The organism is Pseudomonas sp. LBUM1674, assembly GCF_059695635.1.
The window spans coordinates 6,079,352-6,104,374 of the sequence record NZ_CP166779.1 but is presented as its reverse complement, the minus strand read 5'-3'; the positions used below and the strand labels follow the sequence as shown (position 1 = coordinate 6,104,374).

General features: G+C 60.3%; 26 protein-coding genes and 1 pseudogene. 16 read left to right on the top strand and 11 right to left on the bottom strand.

Going from position 1 to position 25,023, the window contains the following annotated elements; genetic code table 11:
• Window positions 1-45: 45 nt before the first annotated feature.
• The 3 genes from ACA067_RS28030 to tldD all read left to right on the top strand — a co-directional run bounded on the left by ACA067_RS28030 (window position 46) and on the right by tldD (window position 6,305).
• Window positions 46-3,849 (top strand): YhdP family protein, encoded by a 3,804-nt coding sequence (locus ACA067_RS28030; RefSeq protein ID WP_497459447.1) that lies wholly within the window; start codon window positions 46-48, stop codon window positions 3,847-3,849.
• A gap of 147 nt (window positions 3,850-3,996) precedes the next feature.
• On the top strand, window positions 3,997-4,857 hold the full coding sequence (locus ACA067_RS28025; RefSeq protein WP_497459446.1) for a carbon-nitrogen hydrolase family protein: 861 nt from the start codon (window positions 3,997-3,999) through the stop codon (window positions 4,855-4,857).
• 5 nt (window positions 4,858-4,862) lie between these two features.
• Window positions 4,863-6,305, top strand: a complete 1,443-nt coding sequence (gene tldD, locus ACA067_RS28020) for a metalloprotease TldD (protein WP_497459445.1) — start codon at window positions 4,863-4,865, stop codon at window positions 6,303-6,305.
• A 48-nt stretch (window positions 6,306-6,353) separates the two neighbouring features.
• Here tldD and yjgA read toward each other — a convergent pair whose 3' ends face one another.
• The gene (gene yjgA / locus ACA067_RS28015) at window positions 6,354-6,878 is read right to left on the bottom strand and encodes a ribosome biogenesis factor YjgA (protein ID WP_064679728.1); all 525 of its coding nucleotides are present in this window, start codon (window positions 6,876-6,878) and stop codon (window positions 6,354-6,356) included.
• Between the two features lie 107 nt (window positions 6,879-6,985).
• On the opposite strand from yjgA, the gene pmbA reads away from it, so the two are divergent.
• The 4 genes and pseudogenes from pmbA to ACA067_RS27995 form a co-directional block, all read left to right on the top strand.
• The gene (pmbA, locus tag ACA067_RS28010) at window positions 6,986-8,332 is read left to right on the top strand and encodes a metalloprotease PmbA (protein ID WP_128873016.1); all 1,347 of its coding nucleotides are present in this window, start codon (window positions 6,986-6,988) and stop codon (window positions 8,330-8,332) included.
• Window positions 8,333-8,575: 243 nt separating this feature from the next.
• Entirely contained in the window at window positions 8,576-8,983 is a 408-nt protein-coding gene (locus tag ACA067_RS28005; protein WP_154977184.1) for a FagA protein, read from the top strand.
• Entirely contained in the window at window positions 8,964-10,340 is a 1,377-nt protein-coding gene (locus tag ACA067_RS28000; protein ID WP_497459444.1) for a class II fumarate hydratase, read from the top strand. Before ACA067_RS28005 ends, ACA067_RS28000 begins: the two co-directional genes overlap by 20 nt.
• A gap of 145 nt (window positions 10,341-10,485) precedes the next feature.
• Window positions 10,486-10,692, top strand: a pseudogene (locus ACA067_RS27995) (ZIP family metal transporter); the annotation flags it as partial.
• A gap of 116 nt (window positions 10,693-10,808) precedes the next feature.
• Here the strand turns inward: ACA067_RS27995 and ACA067_RS27990 are convergent.
• From ACA067_RS27990 to ACA067_RS27945, 10 genes are all read right to left on the bottom strand, one after another.
• Window positions 10,809-11,084, bottom strand: coding sequence for an HPr family phosphocarrier protein (locus ACA067_RS27990; protein ID WP_497459443.1), 276 nt, complete (start codon window positions 11,082-11,084; stop codon window positions 10,809-10,811).
• Window positions 11,085-11,099: 15 nt separating this feature from the next.
• Window positions 11,100-11,957, bottom strand: a complete 858-nt coding sequence (rapZ, locus tag ACA067_RS27985; RefSeq protein ID WP_497459442.1) for an RNase adapter RapZ — start codon at window positions 11,955-11,957, stop codon at window positions 11,100-11,102.
• 2 nt (window positions 11,958-11,959) lie between these two features.
• Window positions 11,960-12,424 carry a PTS IIA-like nitrogen regulatory protein PtsN gene (ptsN, locus tag ACA067_RS27980; protein WP_497459441.1) on the bottom strand — a complete coding sequence of 155 codons (465 nt, stop codon included), beginning with the start codon at window positions 12,422-12,424 and terminating at the stop codon, window positions 11,960-11,962.
• A gap of 12 nt (window positions 12,425-12,436) precedes the next feature.
• A complete protein-coding gene (hpf, locus tag ACA067_RS27975) occupies window positions 12,437-12,745 on the bottom strand; it encodes a ribosome hibernation-promoting factor, HPF/YfiA family (RefSeq protein WP_497459440.1) in 309 nt (102 codons plus the stop codon).
• A gap of 74 nt (window positions 12,746-12,819) precedes the next feature.
• The gene (locus tag ACA067_RS27970) at window positions 12,820-14,313 is read right to left on the bottom strand and encodes an RNA polymerase factor sigma-54 (RefSeq protein WP_401356199.1); all 1,494 of its coding nucleotides are present in this window, start codon (window positions 14,311-14,313) and stop codon (window positions 12,820-12,822) included.
• A 186-nt stretch (window positions 14,314-14,499) separates the two neighbouring features.
• A complete protein-coding gene (gene lptB / locus ACA067_RS27965) occupies window positions 14,500-15,225 on the bottom strand; it encodes an LPS export ABC transporter ATP-binding protein (RefSeq protein ID WP_128873006.1) in 726 nt (241 codons plus the stop codon).
• Window positions 15,225-15,773: a lipopolysaccharide transport periplasmic protein LptA gene (lptA, locus tag ACA067_RS27960; protein WP_497453978.1), complete on the bottom strand. Its 549-nt coding sequence runs from the start codon at window positions 15,771-15,773 to the stop codon at window positions 15,225-15,227. The genes lptB and lptA overlap by 1 nt, the downstream gene beginning before the upstream one ends.
• Window positions 15,760-16,332 carry an LPS export ABC transporter periplasmic protein LptC gene (lptC, locus tag ACA067_RS27955; RefSeq protein ID WP_497459439.1) on the bottom strand — a complete coding sequence of 191 codons (573 nt, stop codon included), beginning with the start codon at window positions 16,330-16,332 and terminating at the stop codon, window positions 15,760-15,762. The genes lptA and lptC overlap by 14 nt, the downstream gene beginning before the upstream one ends.
• A gap of 7 nt (window positions 16,333-16,339) precedes the next feature.
• Window positions 16,340-16,864: a KdsC family phosphatase gene (locus tag ACA067_RS27950; protein ID WP_497459438.1), complete on the bottom strand. Its 525-nt coding sequence runs from the start codon at window positions 16,862-16,864 to the stop codon at window positions 16,340-16,342.
• Window positions 16,864-17,838 (bottom strand): KpsF/GutQ family sugar-phosphate isomerase, encoded by a 975-nt coding sequence (locus ACA067_RS27945; RefSeq protein ID WP_128873002.1) that lies wholly within the window; start codon window positions 17,836-17,838, stop codon window positions 16,864-16,866. The genes ACA067_RS27950 and ACA067_RS27945 overlap by 1 nt, the downstream gene beginning before the upstream one ends.
• Window positions 17,839-18,116: 278 nt before the next feature.
• On the opposite strand from ACA067_RS27945, the gene ACA067_RS27940 reads away from it, so the two are divergent.
• The 9 genes from ACA067_RS27940 (at window position 18,117) to hisD (ending at window position 25,023) form a co-directional block, all read left to right on the top strand.
• On the top strand, window positions 18,117-18,926 hold the full coding sequence (locus ACA067_RS27940) for an ATP-binding cassette domain-containing protein (RefSeq protein ID WP_028623782.1): 810 nt from the start codon (window positions 18,117-18,119) through the stop codon (window positions 18,924-18,926).
• Complete coding sequence (mlaE, locus tag ACA067_RS27935; protein WP_008150745.1) at window positions 18,926-19,723, top strand: lipid asymmetry maintenance ABC transporter permease subunit MlaE; 798 nt, start codon at window positions 18,926-18,928, stop codon at window positions 19,721-19,723. Before ACA067_RS27940 ends, mlaE begins: the two co-directional genes overlap by 1 nt.
• Complete coding sequence (gene mlaD, locus ACA067_RS27930) at window positions 19,723-20,190, top strand: outer membrane lipid asymmetry maintenance protein MlaD (protein WP_064679710.1); 468 nt, start codon at window positions 19,723-19,725, stop codon at window positions 20,188-20,190. The genes mlaE and mlaD overlap by 1 nt, the downstream gene beginning before the upstream one ends.
• A 10-nt stretch (window positions 20,191-20,200) precedes the next feature.
• On the top strand, window positions 20,201-20,854 hold the full coding sequence (locus tag ACA067_RS27925) for an MlaC/ttg2D family ABC transporter substrate-binding protein (RefSeq protein ID WP_497459437.1): 654 nt from the start codon (window positions 20,201-20,203) through the stop codon (window positions 20,852-20,854).
• A complete protein-coding gene (locus ACA067_RS27920) occupies window positions 20,851-21,156 on the top strand; it encodes an STAS domain-containing protein (RefSeq protein ID WP_497459436.1) in 306 nt (101 codons plus the stop codon). The genes ACA067_RS27925 and ACA067_RS27920 overlap by 4 nt, the downstream gene beginning before the upstream one ends.
• A gap of 114 nt (window positions 21,157-21,270) precedes the next feature.
• Window positions 21,271-21,510 (top strand): BolA family protein, encoded by a 240-nt coding sequence (locus ACA067_RS27915; RefSeq protein ID WP_128872996.1) that lies wholly within the window; start codon window positions 21,271-21,273, stop codon window positions 21,508-21,510.
• A gap of 22 nt (window positions 21,511-21,532) precedes the next feature.
• Window positions 21,533-22,798, top strand: coding sequence for a UDP-N-acetylglucosamine 1-carboxyvinyltransferase (murA, locus tag ACA067_RS27910; protein WP_497459435.1), 1,266 nt, complete (start codon window positions 21,533-21,535; stop codon window positions 22,796-22,798).
• A gap of 126 nt (window positions 22,799-22,924) precedes the next feature.
• Window positions 22,925-23,560, top strand: coding sequence for an ATP phosphoribosyltransferase (hisG, locus tag ACA067_RS27905; RefSeq protein WP_007901570.1), 636 nt, complete (start codon window positions 22,925-22,927; stop codon window positions 23,558-23,560).
• 125 nt (window positions 23,561-23,685) lie between these two features.
• Complete coding sequence (hisD, locus tag ACA067_RS27900) at window positions 23,686-25,023, top strand: histidinol dehydrogenase (protein WP_497459434.1); 1,338 nt, start codon at window positions 23,686-23,688, stop codon at window positions 25,021-25,023.

Sequence of the window (25,023 nt, the reverse complement as noted above, 5' to 3'; positions counted from 1 at the left end):
TGGCCTCAGCTTTTTGTAATGTCTTTAACACGGGAGCCAACTGACATGGAGCGTCTGACACGCATACTGGCCGCACTGACCCGCTGGGGTCTGGGCCTGTGCGCGTTGGTGCTGGTGCTGATGGCACTTTACGTCAGTCTCGGCCGGGAGTTGACACCTCTGGTGGCTGAATACCGCGCCGAAGTCGAAACAAAGGCCGGTGCGGCCTTGGGCATGCCGCTGCATATCGGCGAACTGGAAGGCAACTGGAGCGGTTTCGCGCCGGTTCTGCTCGCTCACGATGTGATGGTCGGCGAGGGCGCCAATGCCCTGCGCCTGGATCAGGTGCGCGCGGTACCGGATCTCTGGGCCAGCCTGCTGGCACAGGAGGTGCGCATCGCTCACCTGGAACTCAACGGCCTGAAGATCAGCCTCAAGGAAAGCGAAGACGGTCACTGGGCGCTGGAAGGTCTGCCGGTACAGCAGGATCAGCCGCTTGATCCGCAGCAGCTGCTCAATCGCCTGCAAATGGTCCAGCAGCTGTCGGTACTCGACAGCCAGGTGACCTTGCAGCCACTGGGTCAGCCACCGCTGACCCTGACTTACGTCGGCTTGAGTCTGAAAACCGGCGCCTCCCGCCAGCGACTCGACGCCCGCCTGACCCTGCCTGATGGTCAACCGGTGGCCATGAGTCTGCGTACCCGTATTCGCGCCAGCCAGTGGAAGGACGGCGAGGCGGATGCCTACCTGAGCCTGCCGCAAAGCGACTGGGCGAAATGGCTGCCGGAGCGCCTGACCCAGCAGTGGAATTTCTCCGAGATCAAGGCGGGTGGCGAGCTGTGGCTGAACTGGAACAAGGGCGCCCTGCAAAGCGCCGCAATCCGTTTGAATGCGCCGCAACTCAAGGGCGCCTACGCCGAGCGCAAGCCGATCCAGATCAACAATCTGGCGCTCAACGGTTATTTCCAGCGCAGTGCCGAAGGCGTCCTCGCGAGCCTGGATTCACTGGCCATGAACCTTGGCGAGACGCGCTGGGAATCGCGTTTGCAACTCAAGGGGAGCGTGGCCACCGACAAGAGTGAAGAGCTCTGGCATCTACAGGCCGACCGTCTCGACCTCACCGCGCTCACGCCCCTGCTGAATGCTTTGGGGCCTCTGCCCCAGGGGATTTCCACGGCGGTGGAGCAGCTGAAGGTGACCGGAGGTTTGCGCAATGTACTGATCGATTTCCGGCCCAACGCCACCGACGACAGCAAGTTCAGCTTTGCCGCCAACCTGGACCGGGTCGGCTTCGACGCCTATCACGGCGCTCCGGCGGCGCGTAATGTCACCGGTAGCATCAGCGGTGACCTTGGGCGCGGTGAGTTGCGCATGGACAGCAAGGATTTTTCCCTGCACCTGGACCCGATCTTCGCCAAGCCCTGGCAATACATCCAGGCCAACGCAACCTTGAACTGGAAGCTCGACAAAGAAGGTTTCACCCTGATTGCGCCTTACCTCAAGGTGTTGGGCGAAGAGGGCAAGATTGCCGGTGATTTCCTGATCCGCCTGCATTTCGATCACACCCGGGAAGACTACATGGACCTGCGGGTCGGCCTGGTGGATGGGGATGGCAAGTACGCCGCCAAGTACTTGCCGCGGATGCTCAGCCCGGCGCTGGACGAATGGCTGCGTACGGCGATTCTCAAAGGTGCAGTGGACCAGGGTTTCTTTCAGTATCAGGGGTCGCTGAACAAAGGCGCGGCGGACGCGGATCGCAGCATCAGCCTGTTCTTCAAGGTGCACGATGCCGAGCTGGCCTTCCAGCCGGGCTGGCCACATGTCAGCAAGGTCACGGGTGACGTGTTCGTCGAAGACAGCGGTGTGCGCATCCTGGCCAGCAAGGGCCAGTTGCTCGACACCCAGGTCCGCGACATTTACGTCAATATTCCCCACGTAGCGGGCGGAAAAACCAGCCACCTGTTTCTCGACGGCGCGTTCGCCGGCGGGTTGGGCGATGGCCTGAAGATTCTTCAACAAGCACCGATCGGCACCGCCGAGACCTTTGCCGGTTGGGAAGGCGAGGGTGATCTGCAGGGCAAGCTGAAACTGGATATCCCGCTGGCCAAAGGAGAACAACCGAAGATCCTCGTCGATTTCAAGACCGCCAAGGCGCGCCTGAAAATGGCCGAGCCGAGCCTGGAACTGACCCAGCTCAAGGGCGATTTCCGTTTCGACAGCGCCAAGGGCTTGAGCGGGCAGAACATCACCGCTCGAGCTTTCGACAAACCGGTCAGCGCACAGATTTTCGCCGATGGCAGCCCGGGCAACCTCAAGACCCGTGTTGCCGCATCGGGCCAGGTCGAGGTCAAGAAACTCACCGACTGGTTGAGCGTCACCCAGCCGCTGCCAGTGTCCGGCTTGATTCCCTATCAGCTGCAATTGAACCTTGAGGGTGACAACAGTCAACTGATGGTCAGTTCCAGTCTCAAGGGCGTGGCGCTCGATTTGCCCGCGCCGTTCGGCCTGGCGGCCGATGTGGGCCGCGACACCACCTTCCGTATGACCCTGCAAGGTCCGGAGCGGCGCTATTGGGTCAACCATGGCGAGCTGGCCAACTTCACCTTCGCGGCGCCGTCCGGCAATTTTGCCGACGGTCGCGGTGAGTTGATCCTCGGTGGCGGCAATGCCGTGCTACCCGGTGCCAAAGGCTTGCGAGTGCGTGGCGCGCTGGCGGAACTGGATGTCCGCCCGTGGAAGGATCTGCTGGACAATTACGCCGGCCAGGACCCGGGCGGTAACGCCAAACAGTTGCTCAGCAGCGTGGATTTCAAGGTCGGCAAGCTCAGCGGTGTCGGTACCACCCTCGATCAGGCTTCCGTTCAGTTGAACCGCAAACCGAACGCGTGGGCCTTGCAACTCGACAGTCAACAGGTCAAGGGCGGCGCCAGCATCCCCGATGCCAAAGCCGCGCCGATTGCGATCAATCTGCAATACGTGCGTTTGCCGGCGCCGGATCCGACGGTGCTGACGGACGAAAACTCGCCTGATCCGCTGGCCGCGGTAGACCCGACGAAAATCCCGGCGCTGGATATCACCATCAATCAACTGTTCCAGGGGCAGGATCTGGTGGGTGGCTGGTCGCTGAAAGTGCGTCCGACCGCCAAGGGCCTTGCCCTCAATACGCTGGATCTGGGCCTCAAAGGCATTCTGTTGCAGGGGAGCGGCGGTTGGGAAGGCACGCCCGGTTCCTCCAGTAGCTGGTTCAAGGGCCGGGTCAGCGGCAAGAACCTCGCCGATGTGCTCAAAGGCTGGGGCTTTGCGCCGAGCGTCACCAGTGAAAATTTCCATATGGACGTCGACGGTCGCTGGCCCGGCTCACCCGCCTGGTTGGCCACCAAGCGCTTTTCCGGAACCCTCGATGCTTCGTTGAATAAAGGTCAGTTCGTTGAGGTAGAGGGCAGTGCGCAGGCGTTGCGAGTCTTTGGCCTGCTCAATTTCAATTCCATTGGCCGCCGTTTGCGCCTGGACTTCTCCGACTTGTTTGGCAAAGGCCTGAGTTACGACCGGGTCAAAGGCCTGCTGGTGGCGACCAATGGCGTGTACGTAACCCGCGAACCCATCCGGTTGACCGGTCCGTCGAGCAATCTTGAACTCAACGGCACCCTGGATCTGGTAGGGGACAGGGTGGATGCCAAGTTGCTGGTGACCTTGCCGGTGACCAACAACTTGCCGATAGCTGCGCTGATCGTTGGCGCACCGGCCATTGGCGGGGCGCTGTTCCTGATCGACAAGCTGATCGGTGATCACATGGCGCGTTTCGCCAGCGTGCAATACAGCGTCAAGGGGCCGTGGAAAGATCCGAAAATCACCTTCGACAAGCCTTTTTGAAATCATGTCCCTGGCCCGATGGAGTAGCATGGCCGGTAGGAGCTGCCGCAGGCTGCGATCTTTTGATCCTGATTCTTGCAAGATCAAAAGATCGCAGCCTGCGGCAGCTCCTACAGGTATGCGTCAATTTCAAATCAGGAAAAAACCATGTCTGTAGCGGTGATTCAAATGGTCAGCCAGAGCGATGTGCTGGCCAACCTGGCCCAGGCCCATCGTTTGCTCGAAGAAGCGGCTGCGGGTGGTGCGCGCCTGGCCGTGCTGCCGGAAAACTTCGCCGCCATGGGCCGTCGCGACGTTGCCGACATCGGTCGCGCCGAGGCATCGGGCGAAGGGCCGATCCTGCCATGGTTGAAACAGACCGCACGCGACCTCAACTTATGGATAGTGGCCGGCACATTGCCGCTGCCGCCGGTGGATCAACCGACGGCGAAAGTGCATGCCTGCTCGTTGCTGGTGAACGACCGGGGTGAAACGGTGGCGCGCTACGACAAGCTGCATTTGTTCGACGTGGATGTGGCGGACAATCGCGGACGTTATCGCGAATCCGATGACTATGCTTATGGCAGTGGTGTGGTGGTGGCGGACACGCCCGTCGGTCGAGTCGGCCTGACAGTGTGTTACGACTTGCGATTTCCAGAGCTGTACAGTGAATTGCGTGCTGCCGGCGCGGAGTTGATTACCGCGCCGTCGGCCTTTACCGCGGTGACCGGCGCGGCCCATTGGGATGTGCTGATTCGCGCACGGGCCATCGAGACCCAATGTTATGTGCTCGCGGCGGCCCAGGGTGGAACCCATCCGGGGCCGCGGGAAACCTGGGGCCATGCCGCCATCATCGACCCTTGGGGGCGTGTGCTGGCGCAACAGGATCAAGGCGAGGCCGTGCTGCTGGCCGAACGCGATAGCAGCGAACAGGCGTCCATCAGGGCGCGGATGCCGGTGTCCAGTCACCGGCGCTTTTTCTCGCAGGGCGCACAGCGACCTGCCCGGATCGACGAATTTAAGGCGTAAAGCATATGAGCGAGTTGTTGTCCTCAGTCAGTGAACACCTCCTGGCGCCCGGTGGCGTAACGATCGAGAGCCTGCAAGGTGTGCTCGGCGACCTGGCCGGTCCGGGCATCGATGCGGCCGACCTGTATTTCCAGGGGCAGATTTCCGAGTCCTGGGCGCTGGAAGACGGCATCGTCAAGGAAGGCAGTTTCAACCTCGACCAGGGTGTCGGCGTGCGGGCGCAATCGGGTGAAAAAACCGGTTTTGCCTACAGCAATGCAATCACCCTGGAAGCCTTGGGTGCGGCCGCCCGTGCGGCACGTTCGATCTCCCGCGCCGGGCAGAACGGCACGGTGCAGGCCTTCACCACCCAGGACGTTGCCCAGTTGTACGGGCCGGACAACCCGCTGGAAGTGATGACCCGCGCCGAGAAAGTCGAGTTACTCAAGCGTATCGACGTCGCGACCCGCGCCCTCGACCCGCGTATCCAGCAAGTCACCGTGAGCATGGCCGGGGTCTGGGAACGCATTCTGGTGGCTTCCACCGACGGCGGCCTGGCGGCGGATGTGCGGCCGTTGGTGCGTTTCAATGTCAGCGTGATCGTCGAGCAGAACGGTCGCCGCGAGCGCGGCGGTCATGGCGGTGGCGGGCGTACCGACTACCGTTATTTCCTCGCCGAAGACCGCGCCATGGGCTACGCCCGTGAAGCGCTGCGTCAGGCGCTGGTCAATCTTGAAGCCATTCCTGCGCCGGCCGGCACATTACCGGTGGTGCTGGGTTCGGGCTGGTCCGGCGTGCTGCTGCACGAAGCCGTCGGCCATGGTCTGGAAGGTGATTTCAACCGCAAGGGCAGCTCCGCCTACAGCGGGCGCATGGGTGAGATGGTTGCGTCCAAACTCTGCACCATCGTCGATGATGGCACGCTGGCCGGTCGTCGTGGCTCGCTGAGCGTCGACGATGAAGGCACCCCGACCGAATGCACCACGCTGATCGAAAACGGCGTGCTCAAGGGCTACATGCAGGACAAGCTCAACGCGCGCCTGATGGGCGTGGCCCGCACCGGTAATGGTCGTCGCGAATCCTACTCGCACCTGCCGATGCCGCGCATGACCAATACCTACATGCTGGCGGGCGAAAGCGACCCGGCGGAAATCATCGCCTCGGTGAAGAGGGGCATCTACTGCGCCAACCTCGGCGGCGGCCAGGTGGACATCACCAGCGGCAAATTCGTGTTCTCCACCAGTGAGGCGTACCTGATCGAAGACGGCAAGATTACCGCCCCGGTCAAAGGCGCGACGTTGATCGGCAACGGGCCGGAAGCCATGAGCAAGGTGTCGATGGTCGGTAACGACCTGGCGCTGGACAGCGGCGTGGGGACGTGTGGCAAGGATGGGCAGTCGGTACCAGTGGGTGTCGGCCAGCCAACGCTGAAAATCGATGCGATCACTGTGGGTGGCACAGGATCGTAAGGGATGGAGCTTCGGGTGAGCTGCGAAGCAACTCACCCGATCGAAGACTCAGCGCAGGCCGCGTTGAGTCTCGTCCAGCTCACGGATGTACTTGAAGATTTTACGGCTCGATGCCGGTGGCTTGTTGGTCGCCAGTTCGTGCTGGGCCTGACGGATCAGGGAGCGCAATTGCTGACGATCAGCCTCCGGGTAGTCGAGGACGAACTTCTCCAGGACGCCGTCGTCGCCTGCGATCAAGCGATCGCGCCAGCGTTCCAGGCCATGGAAACGTTCGTTGTACTGCCGAGTGGAGGCATCGAGTTGATCGAGCAGAGTCAGAATGGCGTCAGTGTCCTGATCGCGCATCAGTTTGCCGATGAACATGAGGTGCCGTTTACGCGCGATATTCGCGGTGTGCTTGGGCGCATCGGCCAGGGCCCGACGCATAGCGTCGGTCAACGGCAGTTTTGCCAGCAAGTCAGGCTTGAGCGTTGTAAGGCGCTCGCCGAGGTCAACCAGAGCATGCAGCTCGCGTTTTACCTGGGATTTGCTTTTTTCTCCCGTATCGAGGGAGTCGTCGTAAGAATCAACCATGGTGGCCGTCCGCAAAGAAACGCCGCCATGATAACCAGTCGGGGGCCGCTTGTCCGGCCCGGTCGCTCGAAGGCCTTACCGAAAGCAGAATTTGAGTGGAGAACAGCATGAGTGCAGTTGAAAGCGTCGGCCCACAAGCGTTGCCGGCACTGCAAGAACAAGTCGAGCAGATCATCGCTGAAGCCAAGCGCCAGGGCGCCAGTGCCTGTGAGGTGGCGGTGTCCCTGGAGCAGGGGCTGTCCACGACCGTGCGCCAGCGTGAAGTCGAAACCGTCGAATTCAACCGCGACCAGGGTTTTGGCATCACGCTGTATGTCGGCCAGCGCAAAGGTTCGGCGAGTACCTCGGCCAGTGGCCCTGAGGCCATTCGCGAAACCGTTGCCGCCGCGCTGGCCATCGCCAAGCACACCTCGGAAGACGAAGCCGCAGGCCTGGCCGATGCCGCGCTGATGGCCAAGGATCTGCACGATTTCGACCTGTTCCACCAGTGGGACATCACCCCGGAACAAGCCATCGAGATGGCCTTGACCTGTGAAGCGGCGGCGTTTGCCGCCGACAGCCGGATCAAGAACGCCGATGGTACCAGCCTCAGCACCCACCAGGGTTGCCGCGTGTACGGCAACAGCCATGGGTTTGTCGGTGGTTACGCATCGACTCGCCACAGCCTCAGCTGCGTCATGATCGCCGAGGCCGACGGTCAAATGCAGCGCGATTACTGGTACGACGTGAACCGTCAGGGCAACCTGCTGGCCGACCCGGTGAGCATCGGCCAGCATGCCGCGCAACGGGCGGCGAGCCGTCTTGGCGCGCGTCCGGTGCCAACCTGCGAAGTGCCGGTGCTGTTTTCCGCGGAGCTGGCCGGTGGTTTGTTCGGCAGTTTCCTCTCGGCGATTTCCGGCGGCAGCCTGTACCGCAAATCGTCCTTCCTCGAGGGCACGCTGGGGCAGAAACTATTCCCGGAATGGCTGACCATCGATGAGCGTCCGCACTTGATGCGCGCGCTGGGCAGCGCGGCGTTCGATGGTGATGGCCTGGCGACCTATGCCAAGCCGTTCGTCGAAAAAGGCGAGCTGGTGTCCTACATCCTTGGCACCTATTCCGGTCGCAAGCTCGGTATGCCGAGCACCGCCAACGCCGGCGGCGTGCATAACCTGTTCGTCACCCATGGCGACGAGGATCAGGCGGCCTTGCTGCGGCGCATGGGCCGTGGCCTGCTGGTCACCGAGCTGATGGGCCAGGGCTTGAACATGGTCACCGGCGATTACTCCCGTGGTGCAGCCGGTTACTGGGTCGAAAACGGCGAGATCCAGTTCGCAGTCCAGGAAGTGACCATCGCCGGCAACATGCGCGACATGTTCAAGCAGATCGTTGCGGTGGGTAATGATCTGGAACTGCGCAGCAACATTCGCACCGGGTCGGTGTTGATCGAGAAGATGATGGTGGCCGGTAGCTAAGCCCGACCGTTACAAAAAAGGCGCGCCACCCATCAGGTGGCGCGCCTTTTTTTATTGGGTTCACGCGAACCCTGTGGGAGCGGGCTTGCCCGCGATGGCGGTGTATCAGGCGACAAATATGTTGGATGTACCGGACTCATCGCGGGCAAGCCCGCTCCCACAATGGACTGAGTACACTGCCGGGGTTGTTTTGGTTATCATTATCATTTAATAATAAATCTCATTACCGAATGAGCCCGGATCATGAGTTCTGCCTTGCACGAGCAGCCTTACCTCGAAAGCTGGCGCTGGATGAGTCGCCAGATCCGTTGCGCGATGGACCCCGACGAACCACGCCTGATTGACCATTACCTGGCCGAAGGCCGATACCTGGCGTGTTGCACGGCAACCTCACCCTGGACCATCGCCGAAACTTCCTTCCGTTTATTGCTCGATACTGCCGCCGACGTCGCGCTGCCGTGGCACTGGCGGACCTATTGCCTGGATCAGGCCTGGCGTCCGCTACGCGAACTGGAACGCCTCTCTCTGTGCAAATGCCGCCTCAAGCGCTGGCAAAGCTACACCTGGCAACTGGCGACCTGCGAGTTGCAACCCTCGATTCCTCTCATAGAACTGGTGCAAGGATTTTCAGATGACCAAGACACGTATTGAGCGCGACAGCATGGGCGAACTCCAGGTCCCGGTAGACGCGCTCTACGGCGCACAGACCCAGCGTGCGGTGGATAACTTCCCGATCAGCGGTAAATCGATGCCCGTGCAATTCATCCGCGCGTTGATCCTGGCCAAGGCGGCTGCCGCCCGGGCCAACGTCGAGCTCGGGCAAATCAGCGAATCCCAGGGCAAAGCCATTGTCGATGCGGCCCAAGGCTTGCTCGAGGGTGACTTCATGCAGCACTTCCCGGTGGATATCTTCCAGACCGGCTCCGGCACCAGTTCCAACATGAACGCCAACGAAGTGATCGCGACCCTGGCCAGCCGTCTGCTCGGCGAGCCGGTGAACCCCAACGATCACGTCAATTGCGGCCAGAGCAGCAACGACATCATCCCGACCACCATCCATGTCAGCGCCGCGCTGGCGTTGCATGAGCAATTGCTGCCGGCGTTGCTGCATCTGGTGCAGGTGATCGAGCGCAAGGCCGAGGAGGTTCATCACCACGTCAAAACCGGGCGCACGCACCTGATGGACGCCATGCCGGTGCGCATGAGCCAGGTACTCCACGGTTGGGCGCAGCAACTCAAGGCCAACATCGGCCATCTGCAGGATCTGCTGCCGAGTCTGCAAGCCCTGGCTCAGGGCGGCACGGCGGTGGGCACCGGAGTCAATGCCCATCCCGAGTTTGCGGCGCGTTTCAGTCAACAACTGACCCAGCTGACCCAGGTGCAGTTCACGCCGGGCAAGGACCTGTTTGCGCTGATCGGCTCCCAGGACACCGCCGTTGCAGTGTCCGGGCAGCTTAAAGCCACCGCGGTCTCTCTGATGAAAATCGCCAACGACCTGCGCTGGATGAACTCCGGTCCACTCGCCGGTCTCGGTGAAATCGAGCTCGAAGCCTTGCAGCCGGGTTCTTCGATCATGCCGGGCAAGGTCAATCCGGTGATCCCGGAAGCCACCGCCATGGTTGCCGCACAAGTCATCGGCAACGACACGGTCATCACCATTGCCGGTCAGTCGGGTAATTTCGAACTGAACGTGATGTTGCCGATCATCGCCCAGAACCTGTTGAGCAGCATCGAGTTGCTGGCCAACTCCAGCCGTCTGCTGGGTGACAAAGCCATCGCCAGTTTCAAGGTCAACGAGGCCCGGATCAAGGAAGCGCTGTCGCGCAACCCTATTCTGGTCACTGCACTCAACCCGATCATTGGTTACCAAAAAGCCGCTGAAATCGCCAAGAAGGCCTATCTGCAAGGTCGTCCGGTGATCGATGTCGCCCTGGAACACACCAACCTCACACGCAGCCAGCTTGAGGTGTTGCTTGACCCGGAAAAACTCACCGCAGGCGGCGTGTAATCACCGCCAGCGCTTTGGAGGCTCATCATGGAGCACTGGAAACGCACGATCGAAAGAGCAAATCGCTGTTTCATGCTGGGCGAGCTGGTCGATGCCCGCGAGGCTTATTTGCAGGCATTGGCCCTGGCCCAGGTGTTGTTCGAGCGTCTTCGCGCTGTTATGCGCCTGGTTGGTCAGCCTGGCCGAGATGCTGCTGCCTTTGGGGTTGGCGTTGGCGGCGGGGGCGATGCTGTTGGTGGTGACCCATGAAGTGATACCCGAATCGCGACGCCATGGTCACGACAAGTTGGCCAGTCTTGGGTTGTTGGTTGGGTTTTGTTTGATGATGGTGATGGATACTGCTTTGGCTTGAAATAAGATCAAGAGATCGCAGCCTCGTTGCACTCGACAGCTCCTACAAGGATCGGCGAAGGCCTTAGACCTCCTGTAGGAGCTGTCGAGTGCAACGAGGCTGCGATCTTTTGACTGTCACTCGCCTTCGTCAAAGTAGTTATTGATCAACGCTACCAGCGCATCCAGCGCTTCCTGCTCCTGCTCGCCTTCGGTACTCAAATGAATCCGGGTGCCCTTGCCGGCAGCCAGCATCATCATGGCCATGATGCTTTTGCCATCGACCGTGGACTCCGGCGTGCGTCCTACCCTGATCGAGCAATCCTTGAACTGACCGGCCACTCCGACAAATTTTGCAGAAGCGCGGGCATGCAGGCCCAGCTTGTTGATGATTTCGATTTCCAGAGCAGGCATCGCGATGTGAATCCTTTAGCTGAGGTCGCGGTGGCGGACCTGGACGTTCTTCAGGGTTTTTTGCAGGGCCTGACCCAGACGTTCGGTCAGGTAGACGGAGCGGTGATGCCCGCCGGTGCAGCCAATGGCGATGGTGACATAAGCGCGATTGCTGGCCGCAAAGCGCGGCAGCCACTTGAGCAGGTATGTAGAAATGTCCTGGAACATTTCTTCGACGTCCGGCTGTGCCGCCAGGTAGTCGGCGACCGGTTTATCGAGTCCGGACTGTTCGCGCAACTCCGGTTTCCAGTAGGGGTTCGGCAGGCAACGCACGTCGAACACCAGGTCGGCGTCCACCGGCATGCCACGCTTGAAGCCGAAGGATTCCACCAGGAACGCCGTACCAGGTTCCGGTTGATTCAGCAGGCGCAGCTTGATGGTATCGCGCAACTGATACAGGTTCAGGTTGGTGGTGTTGACCTTGAGATCGGCGAGGTCGGCAATCGGCCCGAGCAGGATGCTTTCATCGCTGATCGCTTCCGCCAGTGAACGGTTGGCGTTGCTCAGCGGGTGACGCCGGCGGGTCTCCGAAAAACGTTTGAGCAAGGTTTCTTCGTCGGCGTCCAGATACAGGACATCGCACTGGATATGCCGGCTGCGGACTTCTTCCAGCAGCTCGGGGAAACGCGACAGGTGGCTCGGCAAGTTGCGCGCGTCGATCGACACGGCAACTAGCGGCTGGGCCAGTTCGGTGTGAATCAGTGCGCGCTCGGCCAGTTCCGGCAGGAGCCCGGCAGGCAGGTTGTCGATACAGTAGTAGCCGTTGTCCTCGAGAACATCGAGCGCGGTACTTTTACCTGAGCCGGAGCGGCCACTGACGATGATCAAGCGCATGATTACTGACCGTTTTGCTCGTCCAGGACAACCTGATACAAAGCTTCATTGCTCGGGGCGCTGCGCAGTTTTTGCCGCACCTCCTTGCGATCGAGCATGCTGGCGATCTGGCGCAGCAGCTCCAGGTGCGCATCGGTAGCCGCTTCCGGGACCAGCAGAACGAACAGCAAGTCAACCGGGGCGCCATCGATGGCGTCGAAATCAATGGGTGCGTCGAGGTGCATCAAGGCGCTGATGGGTGAGGTGCAGCCCTTCAGGCGACAGTGGGGAATGGCGATGCCGTTGCCAAAACCGGTCGAGCCGAGTTTTTCACGGGCAATCAACGCCTCGAAGACAGCTTGCATCTCCAGATCCGGCACTTCGCGATGGATGAGGTTGGCAATTTGTTCGAGGGCTTTCTTTTTACTGCCGCCCGGCACGTTCACGAGGGAACGGCCGGGGGTCAGGATGTTTTCAAGTCGGATCATGGGTTGGGAGTGTTAACGACCGGTCGCGCCCTGGAGGAGGCTCTGGGTCTTTTCCTTATGCTTTTTAAGTTGGCGATCCAGCTTGTCGGTGAGTGAGTCGATCGCCGCGTACATGTCGTCATGCTCGGCGTTGGCGACCACTTCACTGCCGGGAATATGCAGCGTGGCTTCGATTTTCTGCTTCAGCTTTTCGACCGTCATCGTGACCTGCACGTTGGTGATCTTGTCGAAATGCCTCTCCAATCGGTCGAGTTTTTCGCCGATGTAGGTGCGAAGAGGTTCGGTCACTTCCAGTTGGTGTCCACTGATGTTGACTTGCATACAGCTTCTCCTTCGTTGCCAGTGCATAAAGCGGCAGGCAGAAATGCCTGCCACTGGAACGCTGTGGCGTGGCTCTACATCAACCGCTTGCGTTCGCTCGAAGGCGCGATCCCGAGGGATTCGCGGTACTTGGCGACGGTGCGGCGAGCCACCTGAATGCCTTGTGCCTCCAGTAAACCAGCGATCTTGCTGTCACTCAACGGCTTTTTCTGATTTTCCGCTGCAACCAGTTTTTTGATGATCGCGCGGATCGCCGTGGACGAGCATTCACCGCCTTCGGAGGTGCTGACGTGACTGGAGAAAAAGTACTTGAGTTCATAGATGCCCCGAGGGGTGTGCATGAATTTCTGCGTGGTCACCCGGGAAATCGTCGACTCGTGCATGCCGACCGCTTCGGCGATGTCATGCAGCACCAGCGGTTTCATGGCTTCGTCGCCGTACTCCAGGAAGCCGCGCTGATGCTCGACGATCTGGGTGGCCACCTTCATCAGGGTTTCGTTGCGGCTCTGCAGGCTCTTGATGAACCAGCGGGCCTCTTGCAACTGATTGCGCATGAAGGTGTTGTCGGCACTGGTGTCGGCGCGGCGCACGAAGCCGGCGTACTGGGCGTTGACCCGCAGCCGAGGCACCGATTCCTGATTCAGCTCCACCAGCCAGCGCTCGTTGTCCTTGCGCACGATGACATCGGGGACGACGTATTCGGCTTCACTGGACTCGATCTGCGAGCCAGGCCGCGGGTTGAGGCTTTGCACCAGTTCGATCACCTGGCGCAGCTCATCTTCCTTGAGCTTCATGCGGCGCATCAGCTGGCTGTAGTCGCGGCTGCCCAGCAGGTCGATGTAATCGCTGACCAGGCGCTTGGCCTCGGCCAGCCAAGGGGTCTTGGCGGGCAACTGGCGCAATTGCAGCAACAGGCATTCGCCCAGGTTGCGGGCGCCGATGCCGGCGGGTTCGAATTGCTGGATGCGATGCAGGACGGCTTCTATTTCGTCGAGTTCGATGTCCAGTTCCGGATCGAAGGCTTCGAGAATTTCCTCGAGGGTTTCGTCCAGGTAACCCTGATTGTTGATGCAGTCGATCAGGGTCACGGCAATCAGGCGATCGGTGTCGGACATCGGTGCCAGGTTCAGTTGCCAGAGCAGATGGCTTTGCAGGCTTTCACCGGCCGATGTACGGGTGGTGAAGTCCCACTCGTCGTCATCGTTGCTCGGCAGGCTGCTGGCGCTGGTCTGGTAAACGTCCTCCCACGCGGTATCGACGGGCAGTTCGTTGGGAATGCGCTCGTTCCAGTCACCTTCCTCAAGGTTATCCACCGTCGGGGCGGTTTCCTGGTAGGAGGGTTCCGATACGTCGGCGTTGGGTAGCTGTTCGGCTTTGTCGGCCAAGGGGTCGGCGTTATCGAAGTCGTCGCCTTCTTCCTGGCGTTCGAGCATCGGATTGGACTCCAGGGCCTCCTGGATTTCCTGTTGCAGGTCCAGGGTCGACAATTGGAGCAGGCGGATGGCCTGTTGCAGCTGCGGTGTCATCGTCAGCTGCTGGCCCATTCTCAAGACTAGCGATGGTTTCATGGCAGGGGCTTAGCACCTTATTCGCCGGCGCACATGCGCCATCCACTACAGGGCGCCGGAGCGCCAAACATAAGCAAATTATATGCCCGAAACTTTAGCGTTTGCCTAGAGCGCTGTAACAATAAAAAAGTGTTGATTTTTTATCGAGACAAGCGCTGGAGCGACAGGCAGGACACACTTCAGCGTTTACAGGCGGAACTCATGGCCCAGATACACTTCCTTGACCAGTTCATTGGCCAGGATGGTGGCAGAGTCGCCTTCGGCGATCAGTTGGCCATCGTTGACAATGTAGGCGGTTTCGCAGATATCCAGGGTTTCGCGGACGTTGTGGTCCGTGATCAGCACACCAATGCCTTTGGCCTTGAGGTGATGGATGATCTGTTTGATGTCGCCCACCGAAATCGGGTCCACGCCGGCAAAAGGTTCGTCAAGGAGGATGAATTTCGGGTTGGTGGCCAGTGCCCGGGCGATTTCCACGCGGCGGCGTTCACCGCCGGACAGGCTCATGCCGAGGTTGTCGCGGATGTGGTGGATGTGGAATTCCTGCAGCAGGCTTTCCAGTTCCTTGCGACGACCGGCCTTGTCGAGTTCCTTGCGGGTCTCGAGGATCGCCAGGATGTTATCGGCTACCGAGAGTTTGCGGAAGATCGACGCTTCCTGCGGAAGATAGCCGATACCGGCTTTCGCGCGACCGTGCATCGGCTGGTGGCTGACGTCCAGGTCGTCGATCAGTACGCGGCCCTGATCGGCCTGTACCAGGCCAACAATCATATAGAAACAGGTGGTTTTGCCGGCACCGTTAGGGCCAAGCAAGCCGACGATCTGACCGCTGTCGATGGACAGGCTGACGTCGCGCACGACCTGGCGGCTCTTGTAGCTCTTGGCCAGATGCTGAGCTTTCAGAGTTGCCATTACTGGGCCTTTTGCTCGTCGGATTTCTTTTTCGGCTGGATCACCATGTCGATGCGCGGGCGTTCTTCGGTGACTTTGGTGCCGGTGGCGCGGCCCGCGTTAGCCAGCTTTTTGACCGTGTCGTAAACGATTTTTTCGCCTTGGGTGACGTTGCCGTCCTTGTCGATGACTTTGGCGCGATCGATTAGTACCACGCGGTCTTGCGAAGCATGGTACTGGATAGTGACGCCGTAACCCTGAACCGGCTTGGAGTCGCCGGCCGTTTGCATCTGCTCGAAGTAGGCCAGGTTGCCCACCGAGGTCACCACGTCGACGTCGCCGGAAGCGGTGCGGGTGATGGTCACGGTGTTGCCGGTGACCTTCATCGTGCCCTGGGTGATGATCACATCGCCTTTGTAGGTGGCGATGCCTTGCTTGTCGTCCAGTTGGGCGTCGTCGGCCTGAATGCGGATAGGCTGGTTTCTATCGTCCGGCAGAGCCCAGGCGCTCACGCTTCCCAGTGCTGCGCCCAGACTGAGCAAAATAGGGAGGGTTTTAACGAGCCTCATACTGTCCTCTTACGTTCGATAGCAGGTGTATCCTGCTTTCTTTCAAATACGCTTTCATGCCCGTGCCGGTCGACACGCCACCAGCGCCGTCGATTCTAACGGGTTGCTCGGTCTGCGCATATTGCTGCTGCGGGAACACGGTCATGCGACTGCTGGTGATAATGGTCGTGCGTTTTTTTTCGTCGGTTCGGGCGATACGTACCGAGTCGATCAGTTCGACTTCGGTTCCGCCGGAATTGACTTCGCCGCGTTCGCTCTGCACATGCCACGGAAACTCGGTGCCGCGGAACATGTTCAAGTCCGGTTTGCTGACCAGCGTCACGTCACTGGCCTTGAGGTGTTCGACCTTGTCGGACGTCATGTCGTACTGCAATTTGCCATCTGGCAGGTACTGCACGCTATGGGTGTTGGTCGCGTACCAGTCGATCCTGGTTTCATCGACCTTGACGACCGGCTTGTCGAGGAAACGCTCCGGACTGATGTTCCAGTAGCCGACCGCCGCGAAAATGGCTGCGATGCACCCGAACACCAGGAATTTGCGAATCTTTTTGCTCAGCATAGTGGGCTCACAGGTACGCGGCATTGGCCGCATCGAGGCGGTCCTGGGCGCGCAGGATCAATTCGCAGAATTCGCGAGCGGCACCTTCGCCACCACGGGCCTGGGTGATGCCGTGGGCGTGTTCACGCACGAAGCTGGCGGCACTGGCCACCGCCATGCCCAGGCCGACGCGGCGAATGACCGGCAGGTCCGGCAAGTCGTCGCCGAGGTAGGCGACCTGTTCATAGCTTAGGTCGAGTTTGGCGAGAAGCTCGTCGAGCACCACCAGTTTGTCTTCGCGACCCTGGTACAGATGTGGAATGCCGAGGTTCTTCGCCCGTCGCTCGACCACCGGGGTCTTGCGCCCGCTGATGATGGCGGTCTGCACGCCGGCTGCCATCAGCATCTTGATGCCCTGGCCGTCGAGGGTGTTGAAGGTCTTGAATTCGCTGCCGTCTTCCAGGAAGTACAGGCGTCCGTCGGTCAGTACGCCGTCGACGTCGAATACCGCCAGCTTGATGTTCTTGCCGCGTTCCAGCAGATCGGTCGTCATTACATTACTCCTGCACGCAGCAGATCGGACAGGTTGAAGGCGCCGATCGGACGGTCCTCCTTGTCCACCACCACCAGTGCGTTGATTCGATGGTCTTCCATGATTTTCAGGGCTTCGGCGGCCAGCATTTCAGCGCGAGCCGTCTTGCCATGAACGGTCATGACCTGGTCGATGGTGGCGTGATGGATGTCGATGGCGCGGTCCAGGGTGCGGCGCAAATCGCCGTCGGTGAAGATCCCGGCGAGTTTACCATCGGCTTCCAGGATCACCGTCATGCCCAGGCCTTTGCGGGTCATTTCCATCAGCGCGTCCTTGAGCAGGGTGCCGCGCTGGACCTGCGGCAATTCCTGCCCGGCGTGCATGACGTTTTCCACTTTCAGCAGCAGGCGTCGGCCAAGGGCGCCGCCGGGGTGGGAAAAGGCGAAATCTTCAGCGGTAAACCCACGGGCTTCGAGCAGCGCAACGGCCAGGGCGTCGCCCATGACCAGGGCCGCGGTGGTCGACGACGTCGGTGCCAGGTTCAACGGGCAGGCTTCGTGTTCGACGTGCACGTTGAGGTTGACCTCGGCAGCCTTGGCCAGCGGCGAGTCGGGGTTGCCGGTCATGCTGATCAGCTGGATGCCCAGGCGCTTGATCAGTGGCAGCAGGGTCACGATTTCATTGGTCGAACCGGAGTTCGACAATGCCAGGATGATGTCATCGCGGGTGATCATGCCCATGTCGCCGTGGCTGGCTTCGGCCGGGTGCACGAAAAAAGCCGTGGTGCCGGTGCTGGCCAGGGTGGCGGCAATCTTGTTGCCGATGTGCCCTGATTTGCCCATGCCGACCACGACCACGCGGCCCTTGCTGGCCAGAATCATCTCGCAAGCGCGTACGAAATCCGCGTCGATACGGGGCAACAAGCCTGTGACGGCTTCCAGTTCGAGGCGGATGGTGCGTTGTGCAGACTGAATCAGGTCGCTGGATTGGCTCATGTCGGAAATCGTATAGCCTGATGAAAAGGCGGCGATTATAACGGTAATGATCGAAACCCTCACGCAAGTTCGTCGCGCTTTGTCACTCCCTGTTACTTAATCCCTCCAAATACACGCTTTTGCCCTGCCATGTTGCCGAACATGAGCCGGCGTGGGCCTTGGGCGCTTGGCCTTTGCAGTGATATAGTTCGCCGCCAGTTCGGCCCTGCCCGGGGAGGTATGTGCTTTCGCAAGAAAGTCAGGCGTCCGAGTGAGAGGCTGCATCGCAAGGAGTTTAGATGAGTGCCGATAACGCCTACGCGGTCGAGCTGAAGGGACTGACCTTCAAGCGCGGTGCGCGCAGCATTTTCAATAACGTCGATATCCGTATACCACGCGGCAAGGTCACCGGCATCATGGGGCCTTCCGGGTGTGGCAAGACCACGCTGCTACGGCTGATGGGCGCCCAATTGCGCCCGACCAAGGGTGAAGTCTGGGTCAATGGCCAGAACCTGCCGAAGCTGTCGCGCAGCGACCTGTTCGACGCTCGCAAGCACATGGGCGTGCTGTTTCAGAGCGGCGCGCTGTTCACCGATCTCGACGTGTTCGAGAACGTCGCCTTTCCGCTACGGGTTCATACCGAGCTTCCGGAAGAAATGATCCGGGACATCGTCCTGCTCAAATTGCAGGCCGTGGGCTTGCGTGGCGCCATCGACCTGATGCCTGACGAACTGTCCGGCGGCATGAAGCGCCGCGTCGCGCTGGCCCGGGCGATTGCCCTCGATCCGCAGATCCTCATGTACGACGAGCCCTTTGTCGGTCAGGACCCGATCGCCATGGGCGTGCTGGTGCGCCTGATCCGCCTGCTCAACGATGCGCTGGGCATCACCAGTATCGTGGTCTCCCACGACCTGGCCGAGACCGCGAGCATCGCCGATTACATCTATGTCGTCGGCGAAGGCCAGGTGTTGGGGCAGGGTACTCCCGAGGAGCTGATGAACTCGCAGGAACCACGCATCCGTCAATTCATGACAGGCGAGCCCGACGGTCCGGTCGCCTATCACTTTCCAGCGACGGATTACCGCGCAGATCTTCTGGGGAAGCGTTGATGCGCAAGATTTCACTAATAGAACGGGTGCGCCGGTTCGGTCACTCTGGCATTGACGTGCTGGGGGTGTTCGGCCGTTCAGCAATATTCCTGTTTCATGCCTTGCTTGGCCGTGGCGGCATTGGCGGCGGTTTTGGCTTGCTGATCAAGCAACTGCATTCGGTCGGCGTGATGTCCCTGGTGATCATCGTGGTCTCCGGGGTATTCATCGGCATGGTGCTGGCGCTGCAAGGCTTCAATATTCTATCCAGCTACGGTTCGGAGCAGGCGGTCGGCCAGATGGTTGCGCTGACGCTGTTGCGCGAACTGGGGCCCGTGGTCACGGCATTGCTGTTCGCCGGGCGCGCCGGTTCGGCATTGACGGCCGAAATCGGCAACATGAAGTCCACCGAGCAGTTGTCCAGTCTGGAAATGATTGGTGTCGACCCGCTCAAGTACATCATTGCCCCGCGCCTGTGGGCCGGCTTCATTTCCCTGCCGGTGCTGGCGATGATTTTCAGCGTGGTGGGAATCTGGGGTGGTTCGTGGGTGGCCGTCGACTGGCTGGGTGTCTATGAAGGCTCCTACTGGTCGAACATGCAGAACAGCGTGACCTTTGCCGACGATGTGCTCAACGGCATTATCAAAAGCATCGTCTTCGCCTTTGTCGTGACCTGGATCGCCGTATTCCAAGGCTACGACTGCGAGCCCACTTCCGAGGGGATCAGTCGTGCCACTACCAAGACCGTGGTGTATGCCTCTTTGGCAGTGCTCGGCCTGGACTTTATTCTGACCGCCTTGATGTTTGGAGATTTCTGATGCAAAACCGCACCCTGGAAATCGGTGTCGGCCTTTTCTTGCTGGCTGGCATCCTGGCTTTGCTGTTGCTGGCGTTGCGGGTGAGTGGCCTGTCCCCGAGCGCAACGACCGATACGTATAAACTTTATGCCTATTTCGACAATATCGCCGGTTTGACGGTCAGAGCTAAAGTGACCATGGCCGGTGTGACCATCGGCAAGGTTACGGCGATCGATCTGGACCGCGACAGTTTCACCGGGAGAGTGACCATGCAGCTGGAGAAGACGGTGGATAATCTGCCGACTGACTCCACTGCATCTATCCTGACCGCTGGCCTGTTGGGCGAGAAGTACATCGGTATCAGCGTGGGCGGCGAAGAAGGCTTGCTCAAGGAGGGTGGAACCATCCACGACACCCAGTCGTCGCTGGTGCTCGAGGACCTGATCGGTAAATTCCTGCTCAATACCGTTAGCAAAGAAGCCAAATGAGGAGTTTTGAATGATTTCTACCTTGCGACGTGGCCTGTTGATATTGCTCGCGGCCTTGCCGTTGATGGCTAACGCCGTGGCGGCGCCGTCGGCGCACGATCTGATTCAGGACACGACTACCCGGTTGCTGGCCGACCTGGCTGCCAACAAAGAAAAATACAAGCAAAGCCCGAGCGAGTTCTACAACGCCCTCAACGGTATTGTCGGGCCGGTGGTCGATGCCGACGGCATCTCGCGCAGCATCATGACCGTGAAGTACTCGCGCAAAGCCACGCCTGAGCAAATGCAGCGCTTCCAGGAAAACTTCAAGCGCAGCCTGATGCAGTTCTATGGCAACGCCTTGCTCGAATACAACAACCAGGGCATCACCGTTTCGCCGGCCAAGGACGAAAGCGGCACCCGGACCAGCGTCGACATGCAGGTCAAGGGCAGCAGCGGTTCGATCTATCCTGTGTCCTATACACTCGAGAAAATCAACGGCGAGTGGAAAGTGCGCAACGTGATCATCAACGGCATCAACATCGGCAAGCTGTTCCGCGATCAGTTCACTGACGCGATGCAGCGCAATGGCAACGACCTGGACAAGACCATCGACAATTGGGCCGGGGAAGTCGCCAAAGCCAAGGAAACCACCGAACAAGCTGCCGAGAAGCAAGCTCAATGAGTGTGTCGGCCATTCGCATGAGCGAAGCCGGCGAGCTGCTGCTCAGTGGCATGCTGGACTACCGCACCGGTCCCGGCCTGCGCAAGCAGGGCCAGGCGCTGATCAAGTCCAGCAAGGCGGCTACATTGGTAGTCGATTGCACGGCGGTGTTGAAATCCAGTAGCGTCGGCTTGTCGCTGTTGCTGTGCTTCATGCGTGATGCAGAGGCGGCCGGCAAGGCGTGGAGCATCCGTGGGATGCCGGAAGACATGCGCGAAATCGCTCAGGTCAGCGAATTGACCGAGCTGTTGGCGCAACCCTAACCAGCATCTATGAACAAGCCCCCCGTCAGAGTCCTGCTTCGCGGGGTTCGCAGGCGCGGGGCTTTTTTGTATGATGTCCGACCCGCGCGCACAGGGCGCCGATTGAGGTTGAGCATGCAGGCCACCGAAGTAAAGAGCTTCCTTGAAGGAAAGCTGCCCGGAACGTTGGTAGAAGTTGAAGGCGAAGGCTGCAACTTTCAGCTGAACGTGATTAGCGATGAACTGGCGGCGTTGAGCCCGGTGAAGCGTCAGCAGCAGATCTATGCCCATTTGAACCCATGGATCACCGATGGCAGCATCCATGCGGTCACTATGAAATTTTTCAGCAGCGCGGCCTGGGCCGAGCGCACCTGAGCCCAAGGGCGTCGAGATTCTTATGGATAAATTGATAATTACCGGTGGCGTTCGTCTTGATGGCGAAATCCGCATCTCCGGGGCAAAGAACTCTGCCCTGCCGATCCTGGCTGCGACCTTGCTGTGCGATGGCCCGGTGACCGTAGCCAACCTGCCGCACCTGCACGACATCACCACCATGATCGAGCTGTTCGGTCGCATGGGCATTGAGCCGGTGATCGACGAGAAGCTCAGCGTCGAAATCGACCCGCGCACCATCAAGACCCTGATCGCCCCGTACGAACTGGTGAAAACCATGCGTGCGTCGATCCTGGTACTGGGCCCGATGGTTGCCCGTTTCGGTGAAGCCGAAGTCGCACTGCCTGGCGGTTGCGCCATCGGTTCGCGTCCGGTTGACCTGCACATCCGTGGTCTCGAAGCCATGGGCGCAATCATCGACGTCGAAGGCGGCTACATCAAGGCCAAGGCGCCTGAAGGCGGCCTGCGCGGTGCGCACTTCTTCTTCGACACCGTCAGCGTGACCGGTACTGAAAACATCATGATGGCCGCGGCACTGGCCAAGGGCCGCAGCGTCCTGGCAAACGCCGCTCGCGAGCCTGAAGTCATCGACCTGGCGAACTTCCTGAACGCCATGGGCGCGAAGATCACTGGCGCCGGCACGGACACCATCACCATCGATGGCGTCGAGCGTCTGCACCCGACCACCTACAAGGTGATGCCAGACCGTATCGAGACCGGCACCTACCTGGTGGCGGCGGCGGTCACCGGCGGGCGTGTGAAGGTCAAGGACACCGATCCGACCATCCTCGAGGCCGTTCTGGAAAAACTTCGTGAATCGGGTGCTGAAATCACCTGCGGCGAAGACTGGATCGAGCTGAACATGCACGGCAAGCGGCCAAAAGCGGTCAACGTGCGTACGGCGCCGTACCCGGCGTTCCCGACCGACATGCAGGCACAGTTCATCTCCCTCAACGCCATTGCCGAAGGCACCGGTGCCGTGATCGAGACGATCTTCGAAAACCGCTTCATGCACGTGTACGAACTGCACCGCATGGGCGCCAAGATCCAGGTCGAAGGCAACACCGCCATCGTCACCGGTACCGAGAAGCTCAAGGGCGCGCCAGTCATGGCCACCGACCTGCGTGCATCGGCCAGCCTGGTCATCTCGGCGCTGATCGCCGACGGCGATACCCTGATCGATCGCATCTACCACATAGACCGTGGTTACGAGTGCATTGAAGAGAAACTGCAGATGCTCGGCGCCAAGATCCGCCGCGTACCGGGCTAGTTTCTGCTGCATGGGCACAGGGACGTGTCCGTTGATTTGTTGAAGTCGAGCCGGTTTCCGGCTCGATGTGTGTCCGGCGCCATTTGCGACCGGGCATCAGTAGCCTGATAAGGACTGACGTTTCCCATGTTGACCATCGCACTGTCCAAGGGCCGCATCCTTGACGACACCCTGCCGCTTCTGGCTGAAGCGGGCATCGTGCCGACCGAGAATCCGGACAAGAGCCGCAAGCTGATCATCCCCACGACCCAGGCCGATGTGCGCCTGCTGATCGTGCGCGCCACCGATGTGCCGACTTATGTCGAGCATGGCGCCGCCGACCTCGGTGTCGCCGGTAAAGATGTGCTGATGGAATATGGCGGCCAAGGTTTGTACGAGCCTTTGGATCTGCGAATTGCCCTCTGCAAGCTGATGACCGCTGGCCGTGTCGGCGATGTCGAGCCCAAGGGCCGTTTGCGGGTGGCGACCAAGTTCGTCAACGTCGCCAAGCGCTACTACGCCGAACAGGGCCGTCAGGTCGACATCATCAAGCTTTACGGCTCGATGGAACTGGCACCGCTGATCGGCCTGGCCGACAAGATCATCGACGTGGTCGACACCGGCAACACCCTGCGCGCCAATGGCCTGGAACCCCAGGATTTCATTGCCGACATCAGCTCCCGCCTGATCGTCAACAAGGCGTCGATGAAAATGCAGCACGCCCGTATCCAGGCGTTGATCGACACCCTGCGCAAGGCAGTGGAGTCTCGACACCGCGGCTGATTCGCCTGCGCGACGCTGAGTCGCGCCCGTCTATCCGCCTCATAGCCAGAATTCTCAGGTGCCCAAGCGGATCGAATGTTAGCTTCGGGCGCCTGAGTTTTTGCCAATTCTATGAGGCTCTCGCTATGACCGCACCGACTGCAATTCGCCGACTCAACGCTGCTGACCCGGATTTCGCACATCATCTGGATCATCTGCTGAGCTGGGAAAGTGTGTCCGACGATTCGGTCAATCAGCGCGTGCTGGACATCATCAAGACCGTGCGTGAGCGTGGCGATGCGGCGCTGGTGGACTACACCCGGCAGTTCGACGGCCTGGACGTTGCCTCCATGGCCGACCTGATCCTACCGCGCGAGCGCCTGGAACTGGCCCTGACGCGGATCACCGTGCCCCAGCGCGAAGCCCTGGAAAAAGCCGCGTCCCGCGTGCGCAGCTACCACGAAAAGCAGAAGCAGGATTCCTGGAGCTACACCGAAGCCGATGGCACGGTGCTGGGCCAGAAGGTTACCCCCCTGGATCGTGCCGGCCTGTATGTACCGGGCGGCAAGGCATCTTATCCTTCCTCGGTACTGATGAACGCGATTCCGGCCAAGGTGGCCGGTGTGACCGAAGTGGTCATGGTCGTGCCGACTCCGCGTGGTGAAATCAACGAGCTGGTGTTGGCCGCGGCCTGCATCGCCGGTGTCGACCGCGTCTTCACGATCGGTGGCGCGCAAGCGGTTGCTGCGCTGGCTTATGGCACCGAAAGCGTGCCGAAAGTCGACAAGGTGGTCGGGCCGGGCAACATCTATGTCGCCACTGCCAAGCGCCACGTGTTCGGCCAGGTCGGTATCGACATGATCGCCGGCCCCTCGGAAATCCTCGTGGTGTGCGACGGCAAGACTGACCCGGACTGGATCGCCATGGACCTGTTCTCCCAGGCCGAGCACGACGAAGACGCCCAGGCCATCCTGGTCAGCCCGGACGCCGAGTTCCTCGACAAAGTCGCCGCCAGCATCGCCAAACTGTTACCGACCATGGAGCGCGCCGGGATCATTGAAACCTCGATCAACGGCCGCGGCGCGCTGATCAAGGTCCGCGATATGGAACAAGCCATCGAAGTGGCCAACCGCATCGCGCCGGAGCACCTGGAGTTGTCGGTCGCCGATCCGCAAGCCTGGCTGCCGCAGATTCGTCACGCTGGCGCGATCTTCATGGGCCGTCACACCAGCGAAGCCCTGGGCGATTACTGCGCCGGTCCGAACCACGTGCTGCCGACCTCCGGCACCGCGCGGTTCTCCTCGCCGCTGGGTGTGTATGACTTCCAGAAACGCTCGTCGATCATCTTCTGCTCCGAGCAGGGTGCATCCGAGTTGGGCAAGACCGCTTCCGTGCTGGCCCGTGGCGAGTCGTTGACCGCTCACGCACGCAGTGCCGAATACCGCATCGTTGACGAAGACCAGCCACAAGGGCAGGGGAACTGA